The organism is Acinetobacter sp. 789_lipA (assembly GCF_058242845.1).
Genome location: NZ_JBZAYS010000001.1, coordinates 1,280,378 through 1,297,565 on the forward strand (window position 1 = coordinate 1,280,378; position 17,188 = coordinate 1,297,565).

General features: G+C 41.6%; 19 protein-coding genes and 2 pseudogenes. 11 read left to right on the top strand and 10 right to left on the bottom strand.

All coding sequences use genetic code 11. From position 1 onward, the window contains the following. The 3 genes from AC4CUZ_RS06145 to AC4CUZ_RS06155 all read left to right on the top strand — a co-directional run bounded on the left by AC4CUZ_RS06145 (position 1) and on the right by AC4CUZ_RS06155 (position 2,698). Positions 1-834: an IS982 family transposase gene (locus AC4CUZ_RS06145; protein WP_490747382.1), complete on the top strand. Its 834-nt coding sequence runs from the start codon at positions 1-3 to the stop codon at positions 832-834. A 123-nt stretch (positions 835-957) separates the two neighbouring features. Then, positions 958-2,232, top strand: coding sequence for a bifunctional phosphopantothenoylcysteine decarboxylase/phosphopantothenate--cysteine ligase CoaBC (coaBC, locus tag AC4CUZ_RS06150; RefSeq protein WP_317113136.1), 1,275 nt, complete (start codon positions 958-960; stop codon positions 2,230-2,232). Between the two features lie 76 nt (positions 2,233-2,308). Further along, positions 2,309-2,698: a cytochrome b562 gene (locus AC4CUZ_RS06155; protein ID WP_490747383.1), complete on the top strand. Its 390-nt coding sequence runs from the start codon at positions 2,309-2,311 to the stop codon at positions 2,696-2,698. A 26-nt stretch (positions 2,699-2,724) separates the two neighbouring features. On the opposite strand, the gene AC4CUZ_RS06160 is transcribed toward AC4CUZ_RS06155, so the two are convergent. Beyond that, entirely contained in the window at positions 2,725-3,783 is a 1,059-nt protein-coding gene (locus tag AC4CUZ_RS06160) for an RNA-guided endonuclease InsQ/TnpB family protein (RefSeq protein WP_058951462.1), read from the bottom strand. Between the two features lie 20 nt (positions 3,784-3,803). On the opposite strand from AC4CUZ_RS06160, the pseudogene tnpA reads away from it, so the two are divergent. From tnpA to AC4CUZ_RS06180, 4 genes and pseudogenes are all read left to right on the top strand, one after another. Further along, positions 3,804-4,136 (top strand): annotated as a pseudogene (gene tnpA / locus AC4CUZ_RS06165) (IS200/IS605 family transposase); the annotation flags it as partial. Between the two features lie 36 nt (positions 4,137-4,172). Next, positions 4,173-4,478 (top strand): IS630 transposase-related protein, encoded by a 306-nt coding sequence (locus tag AC4CUZ_RS06170; protein WP_000122230.1) that lies wholly within the window; start codon positions 4,173-4,175, stop codon positions 4,476-4,478. A 47-nt stretch (positions 4,479-4,525) separates the two neighbouring features. Then, positions 4,526-5,020, top strand: coding sequence for an IS630 family transposase (locus tag AC4CUZ_RS06175; protein ID WP_490747384.1), 495 nt, complete (start codon positions 4,526-4,528; stop codon positions 5,018-5,020). 4 nt (positions 5,021-5,024) lie between these two features. Next, positions 5,025-5,105: pseudogene (locus AC4CUZ_RS06180) on the top strand (IS200/IS605 family transposase); the annotation flags it as partial. Positions 5,106-5,216: 111 nt separating this feature from the next. Here the strand turns inward: AC4CUZ_RS06180 and secB are convergent. From secB to rsgA, 4 genes are all read right to left on the bottom strand, one after another. After that, a complete protein-coding gene (gene secB, locus AC4CUZ_RS06185) occupies positions 5,217-5,666 on the bottom strand; it encodes a protein-export chaperone SecB (protein ID WP_004697631.1) in 450 nt (149 codons plus the stop codon). Positions 5,667-5,693: 27 nt separating this feature from the next. Then, positions 5,694-5,948 carry a glutaredoxin 3 gene (gene grxC, locus AC4CUZ_RS06190; RefSeq protein ID WP_004697632.1) on the bottom strand — a complete coding sequence of 85 codons (255 nt, stop codon included), beginning with the start codon at positions 5,946-5,948 and terminating at the stop codon, positions 5,694-5,696. Positions 5,949-5,967: 19 nt separating this feature from the next. Further along, on the bottom strand, positions 5,968-6,375 hold the full coding sequence (locus AC4CUZ_RS06195) for a rhodanese-like domain-containing protein (RefSeq protein WP_004697633.1): 408 nt from the start codon (positions 6,373-6,375) through the stop codon (positions 5,968-5,970). 97 nt (positions 6,376-6,472) lie between these two features. Next, on the bottom strand, positions 6,473-7,531 hold the full coding sequence (gene rsgA, locus AC4CUZ_RS06200) for a ribosome small subunit-dependent GTPase A (protein ID WP_178928290.1): 1,059 nt from the start codon (positions 7,529-7,531) through the stop codon (positions 6,473-6,475). Between the two features lie 124 nt (positions 7,532-7,655). Between rsgA and orn the strand changes: the two genes are divergently transcribed. The 3 genes from orn (at position 7,656) to AC4CUZ_RS06215 (ending at position 10,051) form a co-directional block, all read left to right on the top strand. Further along, positions 7,656-8,210, top strand: coding sequence for an oligoribonuclease (gene orn, locus AC4CUZ_RS06205; protein WP_004697635.1), 555 nt, complete (start codon positions 7,656-7,658; stop codon positions 8,208-8,210). A 158-nt stretch (positions 8,211-8,368) separates the two neighbouring features. Continuing rightward, positions 8,369-9,103, top strand: coding sequence for a Bax inhibitor-1/YccA family protein (locus tag AC4CUZ_RS06210; protein ID WP_010327547.1), 735 nt, complete (start codon positions 8,369-8,371; stop codon positions 9,101-9,103). Positions 9,104-9,247: 144 nt separating this feature from the next. Beyond that, positions 9,248-10,051 carry an enoyl-ACP reductase FabI gene (locus AC4CUZ_RS06215; RefSeq protein ID WP_004697637.1) on the top strand — a complete coding sequence of 268 codons (804 nt, stop codon included), beginning with the start codon at positions 9,248-9,250 and terminating at the stop codon, positions 10,049-10,051. Positions 10,052-10,149: 98 nt separating this feature from the next. On the opposite strand, the gene AC4CUZ_RS06220 is transcribed toward AC4CUZ_RS06215, so the two are convergent. Together AC4CUZ_RS06220 and AC4CUZ_RS06225 are read right to left on the bottom strand one after the other, a co-directional pair. Beyond that, positions 10,150-10,671, bottom strand: coding sequence for a hypothetical protein (locus tag AC4CUZ_RS06220; RefSeq protein WP_490747385.1), 522 nt, complete (start codon positions 10,669-10,671; stop codon positions 10,150-10,152). Continuing rightward, the gene (locus AC4CUZ_RS06225; RefSeq protein ID WP_490747386.1) at positions 10,623-10,904 is read right to left on the bottom strand and encodes a protein kinase domain-containing protein; all 282 of its coding nucleotides are present in this window, start codon (positions 10,902-10,904) and stop codon (positions 10,623-10,625) included. The genes AC4CUZ_RS06220 and AC4CUZ_RS06225 overlap by 49 nt, the downstream gene beginning before the upstream one ends. 237 nt (positions 10,905-11,141) lie before the next feature. Between AC4CUZ_RS06225 and AC4CUZ_RS06230 the strand changes: the two genes are divergently transcribed. Then, positions 11,142-12,104, top strand: a complete 963-nt coding sequence (locus AC4CUZ_RS06230) for an IS30-like element IS18 family transposase (protein ID WP_125279924.1) — start codon at positions 11,142-11,144, stop codon at positions 12,102-12,104. A gap of 266 nt (positions 12,105-12,370) precedes the next feature. Here AC4CUZ_RS06230 and AC4CUZ_RS06235 read toward each other — a convergent pair whose 3' ends face one another. The 3 genes from AC4CUZ_RS06235 to AC4CUZ_RS06245 are packed head-to-tail and all read right to left on the bottom strand — an operon-like array spanning position 12,371 to position 17,118. Further along, entirely contained in the window at positions 12,371-13,780 is a 1,410-nt protein-coding gene (locus tag AC4CUZ_RS06235) for an efflux transporter outer membrane subunit (RefSeq protein WP_490747387.1), read from the bottom strand. Positions 13,781-13,789: 9 nt separating this feature from the next. Beyond that, positions 13,790-15,781 carry a MacB family efflux pump subunit gene (locus AC4CUZ_RS06240; protein ID WP_078388513.1) on the bottom strand — a complete coding sequence of 664 codons (1,992 nt, stop codon included), beginning with the start codon at positions 15,779-15,781 and terminating at the stop codon, positions 13,790-13,792. 2 nt (positions 15,782-15,783) lie between these two features. After that, positions 15,784-17,118, bottom strand: a complete 1,335-nt coding sequence (locus AC4CUZ_RS06245) for a MacA family efflux pump subunit (RefSeq protein WP_114837681.1) — start codon at positions 17,116-17,118, stop codon at positions 15,784-15,786. Between the last annotated feature and the right edge of the window lie 70 nt (positions 17,119-17,188).

Below are 17,188 nucleotides of genomic sequence, written 5' to 3' on the forward strand. Positions count from 1 at the left end.
TTGTCGTGTACAGAGAAAATATTTAATGAATCTTTAGAGAAAGCTTTAATTTCTAATCAAAAAACCAGGTTGAAAAAGTCAGCTTTAAGCTTGTCTGAAGCAATGACCATTGTCATTTTATTTCATCAATCCGGCTTTAGATTCTTCAAATATTTTTATTGCCAAATGATCGTTCCATACTGGAAATCTGCTTTTCCTAAACTGCTTAGCTACAACCGATTTATTGAAATCATGCCCCGTTGTTTGCAAGCTCTGAGTAGTTTCTTCCATCAGGTGAAAGGAAAAGATACGGGAATCAGTATCATTGACTCCACTAAATTGGTAGTTTGCCATAATCTTCGGATTAAAAGGCATCGTGTATTTAAAGGCTTGGCCGGTCGTGGAAAAAGTAGTACGGGTTGGTTTTATGGTTTTAAATTACATCTCGTTATCAATAATTTAGGTGAAATTATTAATCTCAAGCTGACATCGGGAAATGTTCATGATGTTGCTATATTAGAATCTTTAACTCAAGAATTAAAAGGGATCCTACTCGGAGACAAAGGCTATTTGAGCAAAGCAAAAGCCGAAGCTTTAGCAGCAAGAGGACTGAAAATATTGACCCCATCACGTCGGAATATGAAAAATAAACCCATCCAAACTGAAGAAGAAAAACAATTACTTTGCAGAAGAGGATTGATCGAAACAGTGAATGATCAATTAAAAAATTTACATCAACTTGAACATTCACGTCATCGTTCGGTAAATAACTTCATGGTGAATATCATGGCTGCTGTAGTGGCTTATTGTTTGAACCCCAATAAGCCAACTTTCCAAAATATGCTAAAAGGTTAAGTGGATTTCATCGAACTCAGGTTTTTTTATTCTTAATTTGAGAAACAGGGCTCAATCGATGATTGGGTACGGGACTATTTAATGCTATTGTGAGCGCCACTGCAACAGAAAGGTAGCCTGTTCGTGAGCTTTGATCTCAGTGTAATTCCAAATAAAAATATCCTTTTAGCTGTTACGGGTGGTATTGCTGCCTATAAAAGTGCCATTTTGGTTCGCCGTTTAAAAGATGCGGGTTTTCAAGTCCGTGTGGTGATGACCGAAGGTGCACAGGCTTTTATTACGCCGCTAACTTTTCAAGCTTTGTCGGGCAACCCCGTCCATACAGAACTTCTCGACCCTGAAGCCGAAGCGGGCATGGGGCATATTGAGCTGGCACGTTGGGCAGACCTGCTTTTGGTTGCGCCTGCCAGTTGCAACACCATTGCAAAGTTTGCTGCGGGTTTAGCCGATGACTTGCTTTCTACTTTATATTTAGCCACCAAAGCCCCTGTATGGGTCGCACCAGCCATGAACCAACAAATGTGGGCAGCAAAAGCGACGCAGCGTAATTTAGCGACTTTGGTAGAAGATGGCATGCATGTAATCATGCCAGATGCAGGTGCGCAAGCTTGTGGTGATGTCGGGTTAGGCCGTATGCCTGAGCCTGAGGATTTGGCACATCAAGTGACAGAATACTTCCATAAAGCGCAGCGTGCCATGGCTGAAAAATTTGGGATGCTGGCGGGTAAAAAAGTCACCATTACTGCTGGGCCAACGCGTGAAGCGATTGATCCTGTGCGTTATATTTCCAATCACAGTACAGGGAAAATGGGCTTTGCCATTGCAGCTGCATGTTATGCGGCAGGAGCCAAAGTGACTTTAATTGCAGGTCCTGTCAGCTTAGACACACCGAATGGTGTACGCCGAATCAATGTTTCATCTGCCATGAAAATGCTGGATACCAGCATGCAAATGTTAGATGAAGGCTGTGATGTGTTTATTGCGACGGCGGCTGTTGCGGACTATCGTGTTGCAGAAGTCGCAGAGCATAAGATTAAGAAAGCAGGGGACGAGCTCAATGTTTCTTTAATTAAAAACCCTGATATTGTGGCGACTATTGCACAGCAAGATAAACGCCCGTTCATGGTGGGTTTCGCAGCAGAAACACGTAATGTCGAGGAATATGCCGCAGGTAAATTGGTCGCGAAAAAGCTCGATATGATTGCCTGTAATGATGTGTCACGTCCTGATATTGGTTTTGCTTCTGATGAAAATGCGATGACGGTCTTTTTTGCAGAAAGCTATAAAATGGAAAAGCGCGATTTGGAAAAAGCGTCGAAACAAGAAATTGCTTTACAGTTGGTTGAAGCGATTCACGATGCTTTACATCGAGACCCTGAAAGTGATGATGATTTTTAATTTACATCGGTCTTCAATTTTGCGATATTCAATGCAGCCTTAGGCTGCATTTTTTTGCAAACTCACAGGAATAAGAATGAAAACATTATTAAAGGTTGTGCTGTTGAGCAGTGGTTTATGTTTGGCAGGACTTGCACAAGCGTCGGAAGTGCTAGAAAGTGCGATGAAATCTTTGGCGAAAAACTCAAAAGCTTTTGCTCAAGCCAAGACTGCCGCAGAGGCGAATACCGCATTAACTGAAATGCAAAAAGCTGCGGAAACTGCTAAGCAAAACAAACCTGACACTTTGGTGAAACAACCAAAAGACAGTGTTAAATTGAAACAATATGAACAAAAGTTTGATGCATTAACCCAAGAAATTGAACATGCTCAGCATTTGGTACATGCTGGGAAACTTGCGGAAGCTAAACAAAGTTCAGCCAAGTTTGAGGCCATTAAGCAGCAAGGCCATAAAGCATTTAAATAATTCAGTACATTGACATCCTCCGCGACCTAAAGGACGGGGATTCCTACTGCTAGACGCTCATGTCCGAGCGCAAGAATATTCAGTGCGGAATTTATATCCCTATCATGGAATGTACCGCATTCCATACACTGCCATTCTCTTATTCCAAGTCCCGTTCTACCTTTCGGACTACTACAGCGTGAGCCACAGCTCGAACAAGTTTGGGTGGTATAGGCTTCATTGACTTCTTTATACCATACACTTGCGTTCTCGCATTTATACTTGAGCATGGTTCTAAGTGTTGTCCAACTTGCATCTAATACAGACTTCGCTAGTTTAGTCCGTGCTAATGCCTTTGCATTCACATTACCAACGAAGATGGCTGCATGTTTATTCACCAATTTATGACTGAATTGATGTAGCGTATTTTGACGTATGTTTCTAATCTTGGCATGAATCGCTTTAACACGCTTTTTATTTCTAGCACGTTGAGCAATGCCAAGTTTTTGTTCGTATTGCCGATAGATTTGAGGGGCTTTGAGCTTTACGCCATCTGAACAGGTTGCAAGGTCTTTTAAGCCCAAATCTATACCGATTGAGGTATTACCCTTTGATTTAACTTGTTTTGTCTTATCAACAACTAAACAAACATACCAACGTCCACGACTGTCTTCTACAAATGAGCCTGTTTTGACGTTGTATTTTGATAGTCCATAGCTATCCCATAGCTTGAATTGATGCTTGCCATACTGCACGTAGCCATCAGCATATTTGATTGCAACCTTTTTGAAGGGTATCCAACCCAAAGAACGTCTTGCAGACTTCTTATTACTCACCCGCCATTTTAGCTTTGCTTTTTTAAACTGCTTTCTTCGAGTAACCAATTCTTCTGTTATCGCTTGAACAGTTTGACTATGCAGATTGCATTCTTTAGATGTGCCTTTCGTGTATTTAGCAATATCGTAAGCTGAAAGAAATTCACCTTTTCTTTTTAGATGTTTAAATCCTAAATCATTCACATAATTCCAAACAAAATTTACTTCCAATGCGAGTTGGTCTAGTACCTTGTAATGTTTGTCTTTTATGCGTAATTTAAGTGTTTTCATGATTAAAATATATTTGGTCTATGAGCAATAGTCAAGAGATTAGAACAGGTCGCCACTGTGTTTTTAATATGCATGTACATTTAGTCTTTGTGGCTAAATACCGTAGAGATGTTTTTACCAAAGCAATGCTTGAAACAATGCGTGAAGTGTTTGAGCGTATCTGCTTAGACTTTGAAGCCGAGTTGGTAGAGTTTGATGGTGAACACGATCATGTTCATTTGCTTGTGAATTATCCACCTAAAATAGCAATTTCTAGCTTAGTGAATAGTTTAAAGGGTGCTTCAAGTCGCATTGTAAGAACCAAACACCCTGAAATTAAAAACAAGCTATGGGGCAGTGCTTTGTGGTCGCCTATAGTCAAATCATTATAAAACCAATACAATGGTGCAATGAGTTATTCAGAACATTTTAGACGTAAAATTTTAGCTAAGCTTGAGGAAGGTTATTCTATTCGAGCGGTAGCTGCACAATTTGAAATTAATAAAAATACCATTGTTGAATGGAAGAAACGTATAGAGATTAAAAAAACTCGTGTACGTAAACCTTCTAAAATTAACGATGATGCTTTACGTGAAGATGTTGAAAAGTATCCTGATGCTTATCAATATGAACGTGCTGCACGTTTTAATTGTGGTGTTTCATCTATTGGTGCTGCATTAAAGCGCTTAAATATTACAGTTAAAAAAAGACGTTAAGCCATCCTAAAGCAGATACAAAGCTTAGGGATAAATTTATTCTGCAAGTGAATGAATTAGAAAAAAACCATCCGATTATTTATCTGGATGAAAGTGGTTTTAAGTCACATGATTATAGACCTCATGGCTACTCACGAAAAGGAGTACCCTGTTTAGGGCAATATAATTGGCAATTAAAGAATCAGACCAATGCCATTGGAGCAATCCATGAGGGTAAGTTATTTTCAGTCGGTTTATTTGACTGCAAAATCAATTCAGATGTTTTTCATTTTTGGATTGAGCAATTCCTCATACCAGCATTACCAGAAAATAGTGTAGTGGTTATGGATAATGCAGCATTTCATAAAAGAGCAGATATTCAGGAGTTATTGGAACAACAAGGGCATAAAATTCTTTGGCTTCCTGCATACAGCCCTGATTTAAATCCTATAGAACAGATGTGGGCATGGGTTAAACGTAAGCGTAAAGAATGGTTGATCGACTCAGTCGATGAGTTATTTCGAGTTTTTTTCGAATCTTGTATGAATAATAAAGTAGTTTGACTATAGTTACTTCGCTGCTTCATGTGGCGGTGCGCCAATTGGAATTGTTAAACAATATATTCAACAACAGCAAACACCGCATTAATGGCTTACGCCACTCGCTTATATCCTCGGGCTAAACCCCCGAGGTTTTACGCTCCAATGGATAAAAAAGACCGCAAAAGCGGTCTTTTTTATGTTTGAAGGGCTTAAAGTTTTAAGCTTGACCTTCAACAGCTGCTGCTTGAGCACGCTGCATATTTGCTTCGAACTCAGCATCAAAGTTAATTGGTGTAAGTAACAATTGTGGGAAACTGCCTTTAGTCACCATATCATTCACCGCTTCACGAAGGAACGGGAACAAGATGTTCGGGCAATATGCACCTAAGATGTACGGAAGACGTTCTTCTTCAACACCATCTACAAGGAAAATACCTGCTTGAGTAACATCGACAATAAACGCCGTGTCACCTGCATTGTTTGCTTGTACAACCACTTTAAGTGAAACTTCGTAGTGAGTTGGATCAACTTTTTCAGCAGAAGATGACAAGTTAATGTTTAACTCTGGTTGCCATTCTTTGGTAAAAACTTGCGCCCCAGGAACTTCAAAAGAAATATCTTTTGTGTAAATACGTTCTAAAGCAAGTTGTGGTTGAGCTTCACTCATTTTCTAATCCTTAATATGCTGAGCTAATTATGCCAATAGTTGGTCGAGTTTGCCTTCACGCTCTAAAGCATAAAGCTGATCAAAACCACCAATAAATTGGTCATCAATAAAAATTTGTGGAACCGTACGGTGATTGGTGCGTTGCATCAATTCAATGCGGACTTCTGGCGCTTCTTTAGATAAATTAATTTCTTTATATTCAACGCCTTTACGCTCAAGGAGCTGCTTTGCGCGAACGCAATATGGACATACAGTCGTTGAGTAAATAGTGACTTGAGCCATGAGTTTCTCCTTGTGCGAATTATTTAGCTTTAACCAGTGGTAAGCCTTGAGCCTTCCAGTTGCTAATCCCGCCATCTAAACGATAGCTGTCAGTATGTGCAACTTGTTGTAAAGCAGTACCTGCCACTTGGCCTAAGTTACAGATGAACACGAGTGGACGATCTGCAGCTTTTAACTCTTCAGCATGTTTTGTAATTTGGCTGTAGGGAATGTTGCGACTTCCACTAATATGACCTTCACGGAAATCTTTGGCATCACGTAAGTCAATCAACATGGCATTTTTAGCTTTCACTAAAATACCTAAAGATTGTGGTGAAATTTTGCGACCATTGCGTTGTCCTTCAAGTACGAAAAACAAAACAACCAGTACCGCAAGTGTTCCAAATAAGAAGGGGTGATTCCCCATAAACTCGAACCAACGTTCCACAAGTCACCTAAATTACAATTCAAAAATTGCTAGAGAGTATAGCTCATAAAATATGGTGATCAAAATCACCGCTTCAAGGGCTAAGGTTGAATAAAAATTAATTTTTTTGCTGAGCTTCAGCAATTTCATCAATCAGACGTAAATAGCTGTCTAAACGGCGCGTTAAAATTTCACCATTTGCCGCAGCTAAGCGTAAAGCGCATTGTTTTTCATGTTTATGGGTACAGTTACGGAACTGACAGTAGCCCAATAAGTTTTCAATTTCAGGAAAGCCACGTTGCACTTTGTCGGTATCTAAATGCCATAAACCAAACTCACGAATTCCCGGTGAGTCAATCAGCGAGGCGCCTTCGCCAAAACCAATCAAACGGGTAGAGGTCGTGGTGTGCTGCCCTAAGGCTGAGTTTTCAGAAATCACATTGGTTTTCTGTGCAGCGTCTGGCACGATGGCATTAATCAGTGTGCTTTTACCTACCCCAGACTGGCCAACTAAAGCCACGGTTTCATTTTTTAAACGCTGGGTCAGTGCGGTTAAATCACCATCGGCTTGGGTTTGCATCACTTCATAGCCTAAGGTTTGATATTCCGCAATCAACGCTAAAATCGGGTCATTGTCTTTGAGCAAATCGGTTTTGTTCAGTACCAAAAGTGCTGGAATGTTGGCATCGGCACAGGCCACCAAATAACGGTCAATCAGACCTGGTGCAGGCTCAGGCAGTGGCGCAAACACAATCACAATCAGGCTGATATTGGCAGCGACAGGTTTTACTTTATGGTAACGGTCTGGACGAGTCAGTAGCGACTGACGTGGCTGTATGGCATTGATGATCCCGAGCCCCGTATTTGGGTCGGCTTGCCATTTGACACGATCACCTGTGACCAGTAGTTCGAGGTTGGTGCGTGTATGACAGCGCCAAATACTGCCGAGTTCAATCGGTTTCCAAAACGGTTCAGGTTCGCCTGCTTGTACCGTTGGTTTGATGGGATGTGGGTCTGGAGTCGTAAGGGCTTGCACTTCAAGCTGACGGCCGTAGTGTTGTACCACCAAGCCTTCTAAATCATTTGAAGTGTCGATATCTTCTTGACGTGTTTGCTGTTGTTTCTGAATGCGACGTTGTTGCTGTTCAGTTAAACGACGTTTACGAATTAAAGCCATTCATATCCTAAAAAACCATGAATTCAAGATGGCAAAAATAGCACGAAGCAGGGTATCAGTTACAGCATCGAAGCAATTAATTTGCTACTATCATCGTTTTTAAGCCGAATAAGATTGCACATTTATGAGCAGCACCGCTGATACGCGTTTGATTTGGATTGACCTTGAAATGACAGGTCTCGATACTGATAATGACCAAATTATTGAAGTTGCTACAATTGTGACGGATGATAACTTAAATATTTTAGCTGAAGGGCCTGTGCTTGCTGTACATCAGCCAGACCGCGTGCTGAATGCAATGGATGAGTGGAACACTCGCCAACATGGTCAATCAGGCTTAATTGAACGTGTACGTCGCAGTAAATTGACTGCGCAAGATGCGGAGCAGCAAACTTTAGAATTTCTAAAAAAATGGGTCAATCCAAAAAGCTCACCAATGTGTGGCAATTCAATTTGCCAAGACCGCCGTTTTTTACACCGTTTAATGCCTGAAATGGAACAATATTTCCATTATCGTAATTTAGATGTGTCTTCGGTAAAAGAGTTGGCTAAACGCTGGCGTCCAGAAATTATGAGTGGCTTGAAAAAGAATGCTTCACACTTAGCGATGGATGACATTCGTGATTCGATTGCGGAACTGAAGTATTATCGTGAATACTTTTTTATTATGAATAAATAAGTAGTAAAGAAAGAGGCGCTAGCCTCTTTTTTATTGAAATCGAATAGAATAGAGCTGAGGGTGTTGGTGTAGAAAAAAGAAACACTTTTTTGCTATACAAGTTTAAAACAAGCTTTATGATAAAGTAAATTAATTAAATTATAACAAAGAGTTGAGTTATGCAAAGTAATAACCCTATTTTGAACCGCGTGGAAACACATGCGGACTATAGTCAACCAATGACTGTTCAAGGTGCTATTCAGAAGTCTGTATTACTTACAGTGATTGCAGCTGTGGTCGGTATGGCACTGTTTTTCTACTGTTTCATGACCTTAAATATTTCGCTAGCCTATGCTGCAACCTTAGTCGGTGCGATTGGTGGTCTAATTTTAGGCCTGATTGCAACTTTTAAACCAAATACCGCACGTACCCTTGCCATTCCATATGCCTTGTTTGAAGGTGCTTTTTTAGGTGGGGTGTCGGTCATTTTCCAATTGAAATATCCGGGTGTACCTTTACAAGCGCTGTTGGCAACTTTTGTCACCACTTTAGTGATGTTTGGTTTGTATCGTTTTCAAATTATTCGTGCCACTGAAAAATTCAAATCTGTAGTGATGTCAGCATCAATTGCCATCGCGATTGTGTTTGTGGTGCAAATGGTCATGCGTTTGGCTTTTGGTTCAAGTATTCCATTTTTATTTGAAAACAACTTATTAGGTCTAGGTTTTGCCGCTTTTGTTGCAGTGATTGCATCACTGAACTTAATTCTAGATTTTGATTTGATTGAAAGTGCTGCGGCTCAACACGCTCCGAAAGCGATGGAATGGCTGTGTGGTATTGCGCTACTAGCAACTTTGGTGTGGATGTACTATTCATTTCTACGCCTACTCAGCATGTTGCGTGGCGACGACTAATCTCGTTAGTTTTAACAAATACGCCCCTTCATTGGGGCGTATTTGTTATTGAATGTTGATGAATTGAAAAAAGGCGCATTATGCAATTTCGGTTTCAACTTAAACTTGGCATTATGCAGATAAATTATTTTGAGTGAGAGTCACATGGCACAAGGACTATTGGCTGGAAAGCGTTTTTTAGTAGCGGGTATTGCAAGTAAATTATCAATTGCATTTGGTATTGCTCAAGCACTTCACCGTGAAGGCGCGGAACTTGCGTTTACCTATCCAAATGAAAAACTGAAAAAACGTGTAGATGAATTTGCAGCACAATTTGGTTCAACGATTGTTCTACCATGTGATGTGGCTGTCGATGCTGAAATTGAACAGACTTTTGTTGAATTGGCAAAACATTGGGATGGTTTAGACGGTGTGGTGCATTCGATTGGTTTTGCGCCTGCGCATACTTTGGATGGTGACTTTACCGATGTAACGGATCGTGATGGTTTTAAAGTGGCACATGACATCAGTGCATATAGTTTCATTGCTATGGCGCGTGCTGCGAAGCCATTACTTTTAGTTCGTCAAGGTTGCTTATTGACCTTGACTTACCAAGGTTCTGAGCGTGTGATGCCAAACTATAACGTGATGGGTATGGCGAAGGCATCGCTAGAAGCGGGCGTACGTTATTTGGCTTCAAGCTTGGGTGCAGAAGGGATCCGTGTGAATGCGATTTCAGCAGGCCCAATCCGTACTTTGGCGGCATCTGGTATTAAGTCGTTCCGCAAAATGTTAGATGTAAACGAAAAAATTTCACCACTTAAACGTAATGTGACCATTGAAGATGTCGGTAATGCCGCATTATTCCTTTGCTCACCTTGGGCAAATGGTATTACGGGTGAAATCATGTATGTCGATGCAGGTTTCAACACTGTGGGGATGAGCCCAGACTTGATGCTCGATGACTAATTAGATTGATTCAAATTATTTGATAAAGCCGCTTTTATAGCGGCTTTGTTTTTTTATAATAGAGCCAGATTCTAAAGAATATAATGCATTATTAACTGCTAAGGTAGTCCAACTTTATCTTTCAATTGATTGTAAGCAAGGGCATAGTTTTTAGCTTTTACGCTGTTGTCTACTCGAAACGTTTTCGAACCATGCTTCCTCTTTTTCAAAATTATCTGCCCAGCAAATTCCATAAGGAAGTAGTCATTTCCTTTCCAATCACTAAGAGTATATCCTTCCTTATCTGCAATCCAATCAGGGAGTCCAGCTCTAACCTTTGCAAGCTCTGCAAGAAACTCACTGACATTAGAATACCTATTATGTTTATCTTGAACAGCTTTCTTTAATACCTTGACAACTTTTTTGGGAACGTAAAACGGAATACTTCGCCAGTCGAGTAGTTTCCCCATATTTATTCTTTTTTCAATACAAGAGTCGATGTATTTGGATATCTCATAATCACCTCCTGTTTCTTTGATTCTTTCAAGCTTCTTTAATTCTATTTTATTTAGCTGTTCTAAAAGGTTATTACTTAGTTTCCCCCCAAAAAGGAGGTAGCCAATAATTCCTGCTTGATACACATCCGAAGAGAAGTCAAAAAAGCATTATCACCAAATGCTTCTGGTGGTCTATAGAGAATACTATGCTTTGATGCAGGAGCTTTACCAGTGGCATCATCGATACGGCGAACAGAACCAAAATCTGCAATAACGAGCTTGTCATCGTGGACCAAAAGATTCTCAGGTTTTAAATCCCTGTGTACTAGTTTTTTTCTTGGCAGTGCATTGCAGTCAAGCCAGAAAGCAGTTGACAAAGTAACTTATAGTTAAGGTCAAGTGAGAGATGGTAGCGTTCTTGGAAGCTGAATAGATCCCCGTCATTTGCCGCTTGCATCATATAAAATGAGCAGTCTTCCTCAACTTTACGAGCATCAAATACTTTTAATACGCAGATTCAAATCCCAAGTGCGACACATTTGTAGTTAGTTGAAAAAGTTAGGTGTATTCGTAGAATCATTGGACTTTTTCAACTCGCAATTGGAAAGCACACAATGAAGAAATACACCCAACTTTCTCAAGATGAAAGATACGAAATTTATGCTACTTTGAAAAGTAAAAGTTCAATCGCTACCCTTGCTCGGGAATTAGGACGTTCACGATCAACCATCTACCGTGAATTAAAAAGAAATACTGGGCAACGTGGATATAGAGCTCAACAGGCAGCTAAATTTGCAAGTCAAAGACGGTACCGTCCTTCATCATCAATGACAGCATTTGCCTTCGCTTATATTGATTATTTGATTGGTTTGGACTGGTCACCCGAACAAATTTCAGGTGCTTTAACACAACGCGGTTGGCTGGATGTACCTTCACATGAGTGGATTTACCAGTACATTTATCAAGATAAATCAAAAGGCGGTAAACTTCATCTACATTTAAGGCATCAGAAGAAATATCGAAAACGCGGTTACAAAAACACGGATCGTAGGGGTCAAATCATTGATAAAACAAGTATTCATTGCCGAGACCAGGTCATTGATCAACGACAACGTTTAGGAGATTTCGAAGGTGACACGGTGATTGGTAAACATCATAAAGGTGCTTTATTGACTCTCGTTGATCGAAAGAGCCTGTATGTACATATTGTTCATTTAGGGCCAACAAGAGCATCCTCTCAAACGATTACTTGTGCATTAGATCGTTTACAAATGAGCCATGCTTATAGTGTGACATTTGATAATGGCAAAGAATTTTCCGAACACAAAAGAATTACTGATGCTGGCATAGAGACGTATTTTGCTGATCCTTACAAGTCTATTCAGCGAGCTAGAAATGAAAATACGAATGGTTTAATCCGTCAATATCTGCCAAAATCATCATCGTTTGATGGCGTGTCAAACGAACAAATAGAGCAGATAGAATTTGCACTCAACCATCGTCCTAGAAAAACACTAGGTTGGTATACACCGAGTGAAGTTATGGCTGGTTTTTATACTGTTGCACTTGCCGCTTGAATCCGCCTTTTTAGAAAATCGACCAATATTTAAGAAAGTTATATTTACGTCAAGCTACAAACGGCGTGAAATACGATTTCATGATATTTTCGTTGTAATACTTAATTTAGTTGTTAGTCATATCATTAATTCGCCCACATAAGTTTATTTTAATAACAAATAATTGTCTTAAGACGTTGTGTTGGATTAATAGGATAGAATCAAAAATTATCGGCCCATTAAAAATGAGCCAAAAACTTTAGAAGAACAAAACAATAGCGCTAGGACTATTGTTTTGTTAGTTCTTTTACAGGACTTCCACCCAAGGCTTGCATCAACGTCACATAGGCGTTGTATTGACTCTGTTTGGTATTGACCAACGTTAAGCGCGCAGTGCGTGTGGTTTCCTGTTGATCCAACAAGGTTTTTAAAGCCACGGCACCATAGCGATAACGTACTTGGGTCAACCGTTCCACTTTCTCAGCAAGTTCTAAATTACGCTGTTGCAATTGCACTTGTTGACTCAACTCAGTTCGCGCAGACAGGGCATTTTCAACATCGGCAAAAGCTTGGTACAAAGTCTGACGATATTGCACGATGGCTTTTTCATAGTCCAATTGACTAATCGCAAGGTCGCGTTTCATGTCGTTATATTGCAAGAACGGCAGACTTAAACTTGCGCCTAAGGTTAGGGCTGGGTTCTTGAGCAATTGCGTTAGTGAGGTACTGCTTGAACCAAGATTCCCAGTCAAACTGATCGAAGGATAATAGCTCGCCGTGGTGGCATCTTTGGTCGCTAAACTCTCACGTAAACGTAGCTCAGCCGCTTTTAAGTCTGGACGGCGCGACAAGATGTCGGCAGGTAAACCCGCAGCAATACTAGGCAAAGCTAAGCGTGGTAAACGCTGTGGTTCATCAATACTCAACTGCTGTACAGGCATATGCAGTAACACGGCAATTGAGGTACGGGTCTCGACAAAGCTTTGTTGAATTTGACTCAGACTGGCTTTTTGACTTTGTACTGACTGTTCAGCTTGAGTTAAGTCCAGTCCTGATACAGCCCCAGCTTGATACTGAACTTTAACTAAGTCATACAGTTTTTGTGAGGTTGCAAGGCTTTGCTCGGCAGTTGTACGGCTTTCATTATAATAGGCCAACTGCCAATATAGCTTCGCCGTGGTGCCAATTAAGCTTTGAGCAGTGGCTTGTAAATCTTGCTCAGTCGCCAGTGCTTCCCATCTCTTTGCTTCAGTTTGACGGGCTAATTTACCAAATAAATCGACTTCATAACTTAAGCCAGCACCCAAAGACAGACCACTTGAGCTGTCATTGCCTGAGTTCAAGTCAAACTGATGACCTGTAGACACCGTAGAATTCACTCGTGGCTTTTGCTGATTCTCGGCCAGTTCTGCTTGTAAGCGTGCTTGTTTTAAGGTCATCCCTGCAACGGCCAAATCGGCATTCTTTGCGAGCACAGCATCGACCAGTTGATTGAGCTGTACATCACCAAATAACGTCCACCATTGATCGGCATACAGGGCTTGTTGGCGTTGTTGCGATGTTACTTTGTCGTATTGAAACTGAGATGGCGTCTGTACCGCTGGCGCTTGATAAGGTGTTTTAACCACAGCTGCACAGCCAACCAAAGTGCTGCCAAGCAGCATCGCGGTACAAAGGCGCGTTAATAAAAAAGGCATATTTTTTCCTTATTCTCTGGCAAGTGCTGCAACAGGGTCGAGTTTGGCTGCATTTTTTGCAGGCAAGAAACCAAACACCACACCAATTAAAGTCGAGCATACAAATGCGGCGATAATAGACGTGGTTGAGTAGGCAACCCCAAAATTACCCCCAGCAAATTTTTGAATGATTTGTCCTAGACCCAGCGAGAGCAATACCCCTAACACCCCACCAATCAGGCAGACTAAAATGGCTTCAATCAGGAACTGCTGCAAAATATCACTTTGACGCGCACCAACTGCCATCCGAACCCCAATTTCTTGCGTGCGTTCGGTGACCGAGACCAACATAATATTCATTACCCCTATACCGCCCACCACCAAAGAAATAACGGCAATTGCAGAGACCAATAGGGTCATGGTACTGGTGGTCTTTTCAATGGTTTGGCGAATACTGTCACTGTTCATGGTGAACACATCTTGTTGACCATGACGCAAGGTGAGTAAGTTCACAATTGCGTTTTCAGCCGCGCTGGTGGAGTACTTATCATTGATTTGCACCACGATATTGCGCACATTACTCTGACCGAGCATACGACTCATGACAGTGGTGTAGGGCATATATACATTCAACGTATCATCGGAACCCATAGCACTGGTTTGCGGCTCAACGACACCAATAATTCGTGCAGGAACACTGCCCAAAAGTACGACTTGCCCAATCGGATTGCTACCATCACTAAAAAACTGTTTTTGTGTGTTAGTATCAATGACTACGTCTTGGGTACGGTCACGGACACTTCGTTGGTCAAAGGTTTGTCCATTTTTGAAGGTTAGGCCTTTCACTGTAAAATAATCGCCACCGACACCATTAATGGTGGCATTGGCTTCACTTTGTTGATAGCGAATGGTTTTAGATGAACTCACCATTGGACTGACCGCACTCACATACGGTTGGGTGGCGAGCGCTTCAGCATCGGCAGGAACAAGGGTTTTAAAGTTGGCCGTTTTGGAGTTGTCACCAAAACCGCGCCCTTGGAACACCGTAATGGTGTTAGTTCCTAAACTACTGATGTTACTTAAAATCTGCTGTTGTGACCCATTTCCTAAAGCCACCACCGTTACAACAGAGGCAATCCCGATAATAATGCCGAGCATGGTCAAAAAGGTTCGCATGCGGTGTGCATTCATGGACAAAAGTGCCATACGGAAGGCTTCACCTAAACGGTCGAGCAGGGAACGCCATGCAGAGACACTTTTATTTTTTTCTTGTTGGGCAGAAATCGCAGTTTCTGCATCAGGATCGCTATGCAGTTCAGTGTCGTGCTCAGGTTGATTGACACGGTCTGCAATGATTTGCCCATCACTGATCTCGATAATCCGCGAGGCATTTTTCGCCACTTGCATATCGTGGGTGACCAAAATAATGGTATGGCCTGCGGCATTTAACTCACGCAAAATCCTCATCACTTCCACGCCGCTATGCGAGTCTAGGGCACCTGTCGGTTCATCGGCGAGAATGACATCACCGCCATTCATCAAGGCACGTGCAATCGAGACACGTTGTTGCTGCCCCCCAGAAAGTTGACTCGGACGGTTTTGAGTTTTATTACCCAGTCCTAATTCTGTCAGTAAAGCAGTGGCACGTTGTTTACGCGCATACGGTGTTGCACCTGCATAAACGGCAGGTACTTCAACATTACCTTCTGCGGTTAAGTCGCCAAGAAGATGGTAACGCTGGAAAATAAAACCAAAATACTCACGACGTAATTCAGCCAATTGGTCCGGTTCGAGTTTACCTGTTTCGCGGCCATTGACCTGATAACTTCCTGAGGTTGGACGGTCGAGACAGCCCAAAATATTCATCAGGGTCGATTTACCTGAACCCGACTGGCCGACAATGGCAACCAATTCACCTTCGTAAATGGTCAGATCAATGCCTTTGAGAATTTGGACAGTACTTTCGCCAGCTGGAAACTCTCGCACCAAATTGCTGACTTCAAGCAAGGCTTTTTTGGTCATGCTTACATTCCCATCGGTGGACTGTTACGACGGCGGTTGCTGCTATTGGCAGAAGCCGCAGAGTTCTCTGAACTGTCTGCAATCACCACTTGATCACCTTCTTTTAAGCCTGCAAGCACCTGTGCATTGACACGGTTATTGATCCCCACCAAAATTTGTTTGGGTTGAGCTGAGCCGTCCGCTTGTAAGACACGAACTACGCTCAGCGTAGCTTTACCTTCTTTAACCAATTGTTGTTGTGCTGCATTTAAATTTAGACGTTCAAGACGTGGACCTTGTGGACGGTCTGAGTCCGATTTGGTTTGTGTAGATGACGCTGCTTGCGTATTTGAACCACTGTTACGTTTTGCATTTGCAGGACGATTGGAAATTGCAGAAGAAGGGACTAATAACGCATTTTTTGCAGAATCGAGCACGATGTAGACTTGTGCAGTCATATCAATACGTAGCTTGCCATCATGGTTGGGTACATCAAATAGAGCATTGTAGTAAATTGCGGTGCTGGTTGATGTGCTGGTGGTACTTTCATCGGTAATCGAGTCTGGCGCGGGCTCAACTTGACGTAGGCTAGCATAACGCTTGCTGTCATCACCTAAAGTGGTGAAATACACCTGTTGGCCTTTTTCAACTTTCATGATGTCCGCTTCACTGACCTGCGCCTTAATGGTCATGTTTTGCAATTTTGCAATTTTAACAATAGTTGGCGCACTTTGATTGGCATTTACAGTTTGACCTTCCTCAGTCACGATCGCCACCACGGTACCGTCAGTCGGTGCCACAATGCGGGTATAACCGATATTGGTTTGTGCAGTCGACTTGGTTACTTTTGCAGATTCAATCTGTGCATCAATGGCTTTAATTTGTGCTTGTGCTGTTTTATAGCTGGCCTCAGCCGATTCTAATTCTGCTTTTGATGTAGCATCTTGTGCATACATTTGTTGTTGACGTTTATATGCCAGTTGCGCCTCATTAAGACTGGCTTCTTGTTGTAGACGCTGCGCTTGCAAATTTTTAATATTGGCTTCTGCTGTTTTGAAGCTGTTTTCTTGAGTGGTTGAATCAATCTGCGCAATCAATTGACCTTGTTTAACTTCATCACCCAGTTGCACATACATTTTCTGTACTTGACCTGAGACCTGTGCGCCTACACTCACCAGTTTGGTTGCATCTAAAGTACCTGTCGCCAATACCGTATTTTCAAGATCACCACGAGTGACAGATTCGCTAATATATTGTGGTTGTTCTTGTTTTGGTTTGAAATATGTCCACGCGACATAAGCAAGTACGGCAACACACAGTACTGCGATAACCATTTTGACAGCTTTTATTTTTTGCATTGGAATCAGGGAGTAAACAGAATTGCAGATAGTATAAAAGCGAAATACGGATAAATCGTGAATTTTTTGA

Bases quoted from the DNA above. Each gene is read 5' to 3' on its own strand.
- AC4CUZ_RS06155 (WP_490747383.1), top strand. From the start codon at position 2,309: ATGAAAACATTATTAAAGGTTGTGCTGTTGAGCAGTGGTTTATGTTTG.
- AC4CUZ_RS06160 (WP_058951462.1), bottom strand. From the start codon at position 3,783: ATGAAAACACTTAAATTACGCATAAAAGACAAACATTACAAGGTACTA.
- AC4CUZ_RS06170 (WP_000122230.1), top strand. From the start codon at position 4,173: ATGAGTTATTCAGAACATTTTAGACGTAAAATTTTAGCTAAGCTTGAG.
- secB (WP_004697631.1), bottom strand. From the start codon at position 5,666: ATGAGTGAAGCTCAACCACAACTTGCTTTAGAACGTATTTACACAAAA.
- grxC (WP_004697632.1), bottom strand. From the start codon at position 5,948: ATGGCTCAAGTCACTATTTACTCAACGACTGTATGTCCATATTGCGTT.
- rsgA (WP_178928290.1), bottom strand. From the start codon at position 7,531: ATGGCTTTAATTCGTAAACGTCGTTTAACTGAACAGCAACAACGTCGC.
- orn (WP_004697635.1), top strand. From the start codon at position 7,656: ATGAGCAGCACCGCTGATACGCGTTTGATTTGGATTGACCTTGAAATG.
- AC4CUZ_RS06210 (WP_010327547.1), top strand. From the start codon at position 8,369: ATGCAAAGTAATAACCCTATTTTGAACCGCGTGGAAACACATGCGGAC.
- AC4CUZ_RS06215 (WP_004697637.1), top strand. From the start codon at position 9,248: ATGGCACAAGGACTATTGGCTGGAAAGCGTTTTTTAGTAGCGGGTATT.
- AC4CUZ_RS06230 (WP_125279924.1), top strand. From the start codon at position 11,142: ATGAAGAAATACACCCAACTTTCTCAAGATGAAAGATACGAAATTTAT.
- AC4CUZ_RS06235 (WP_490747387.1), bottom strand. From the start codon at position 13,780: ATGCCTTTTTTATTAACGCGCCTTTGTACCGCGATGCTGCTTGGCAGC.
- AC4CUZ_RS06240 (WP_078388513.1), bottom strand. From the start codon at position 15,781: ATGACCAAAAAAGCCTTGCTTGAAGTCAGCAATTTGGTGCGAGAGTTT.
- AC4CUZ_RS06245 (WP_114837681.1), bottom strand. From the start codon at position 17,118: ATGCAAAAAATAAAAGCTGTCAAAATGGTTATCGCAGTACTGTGTGTT.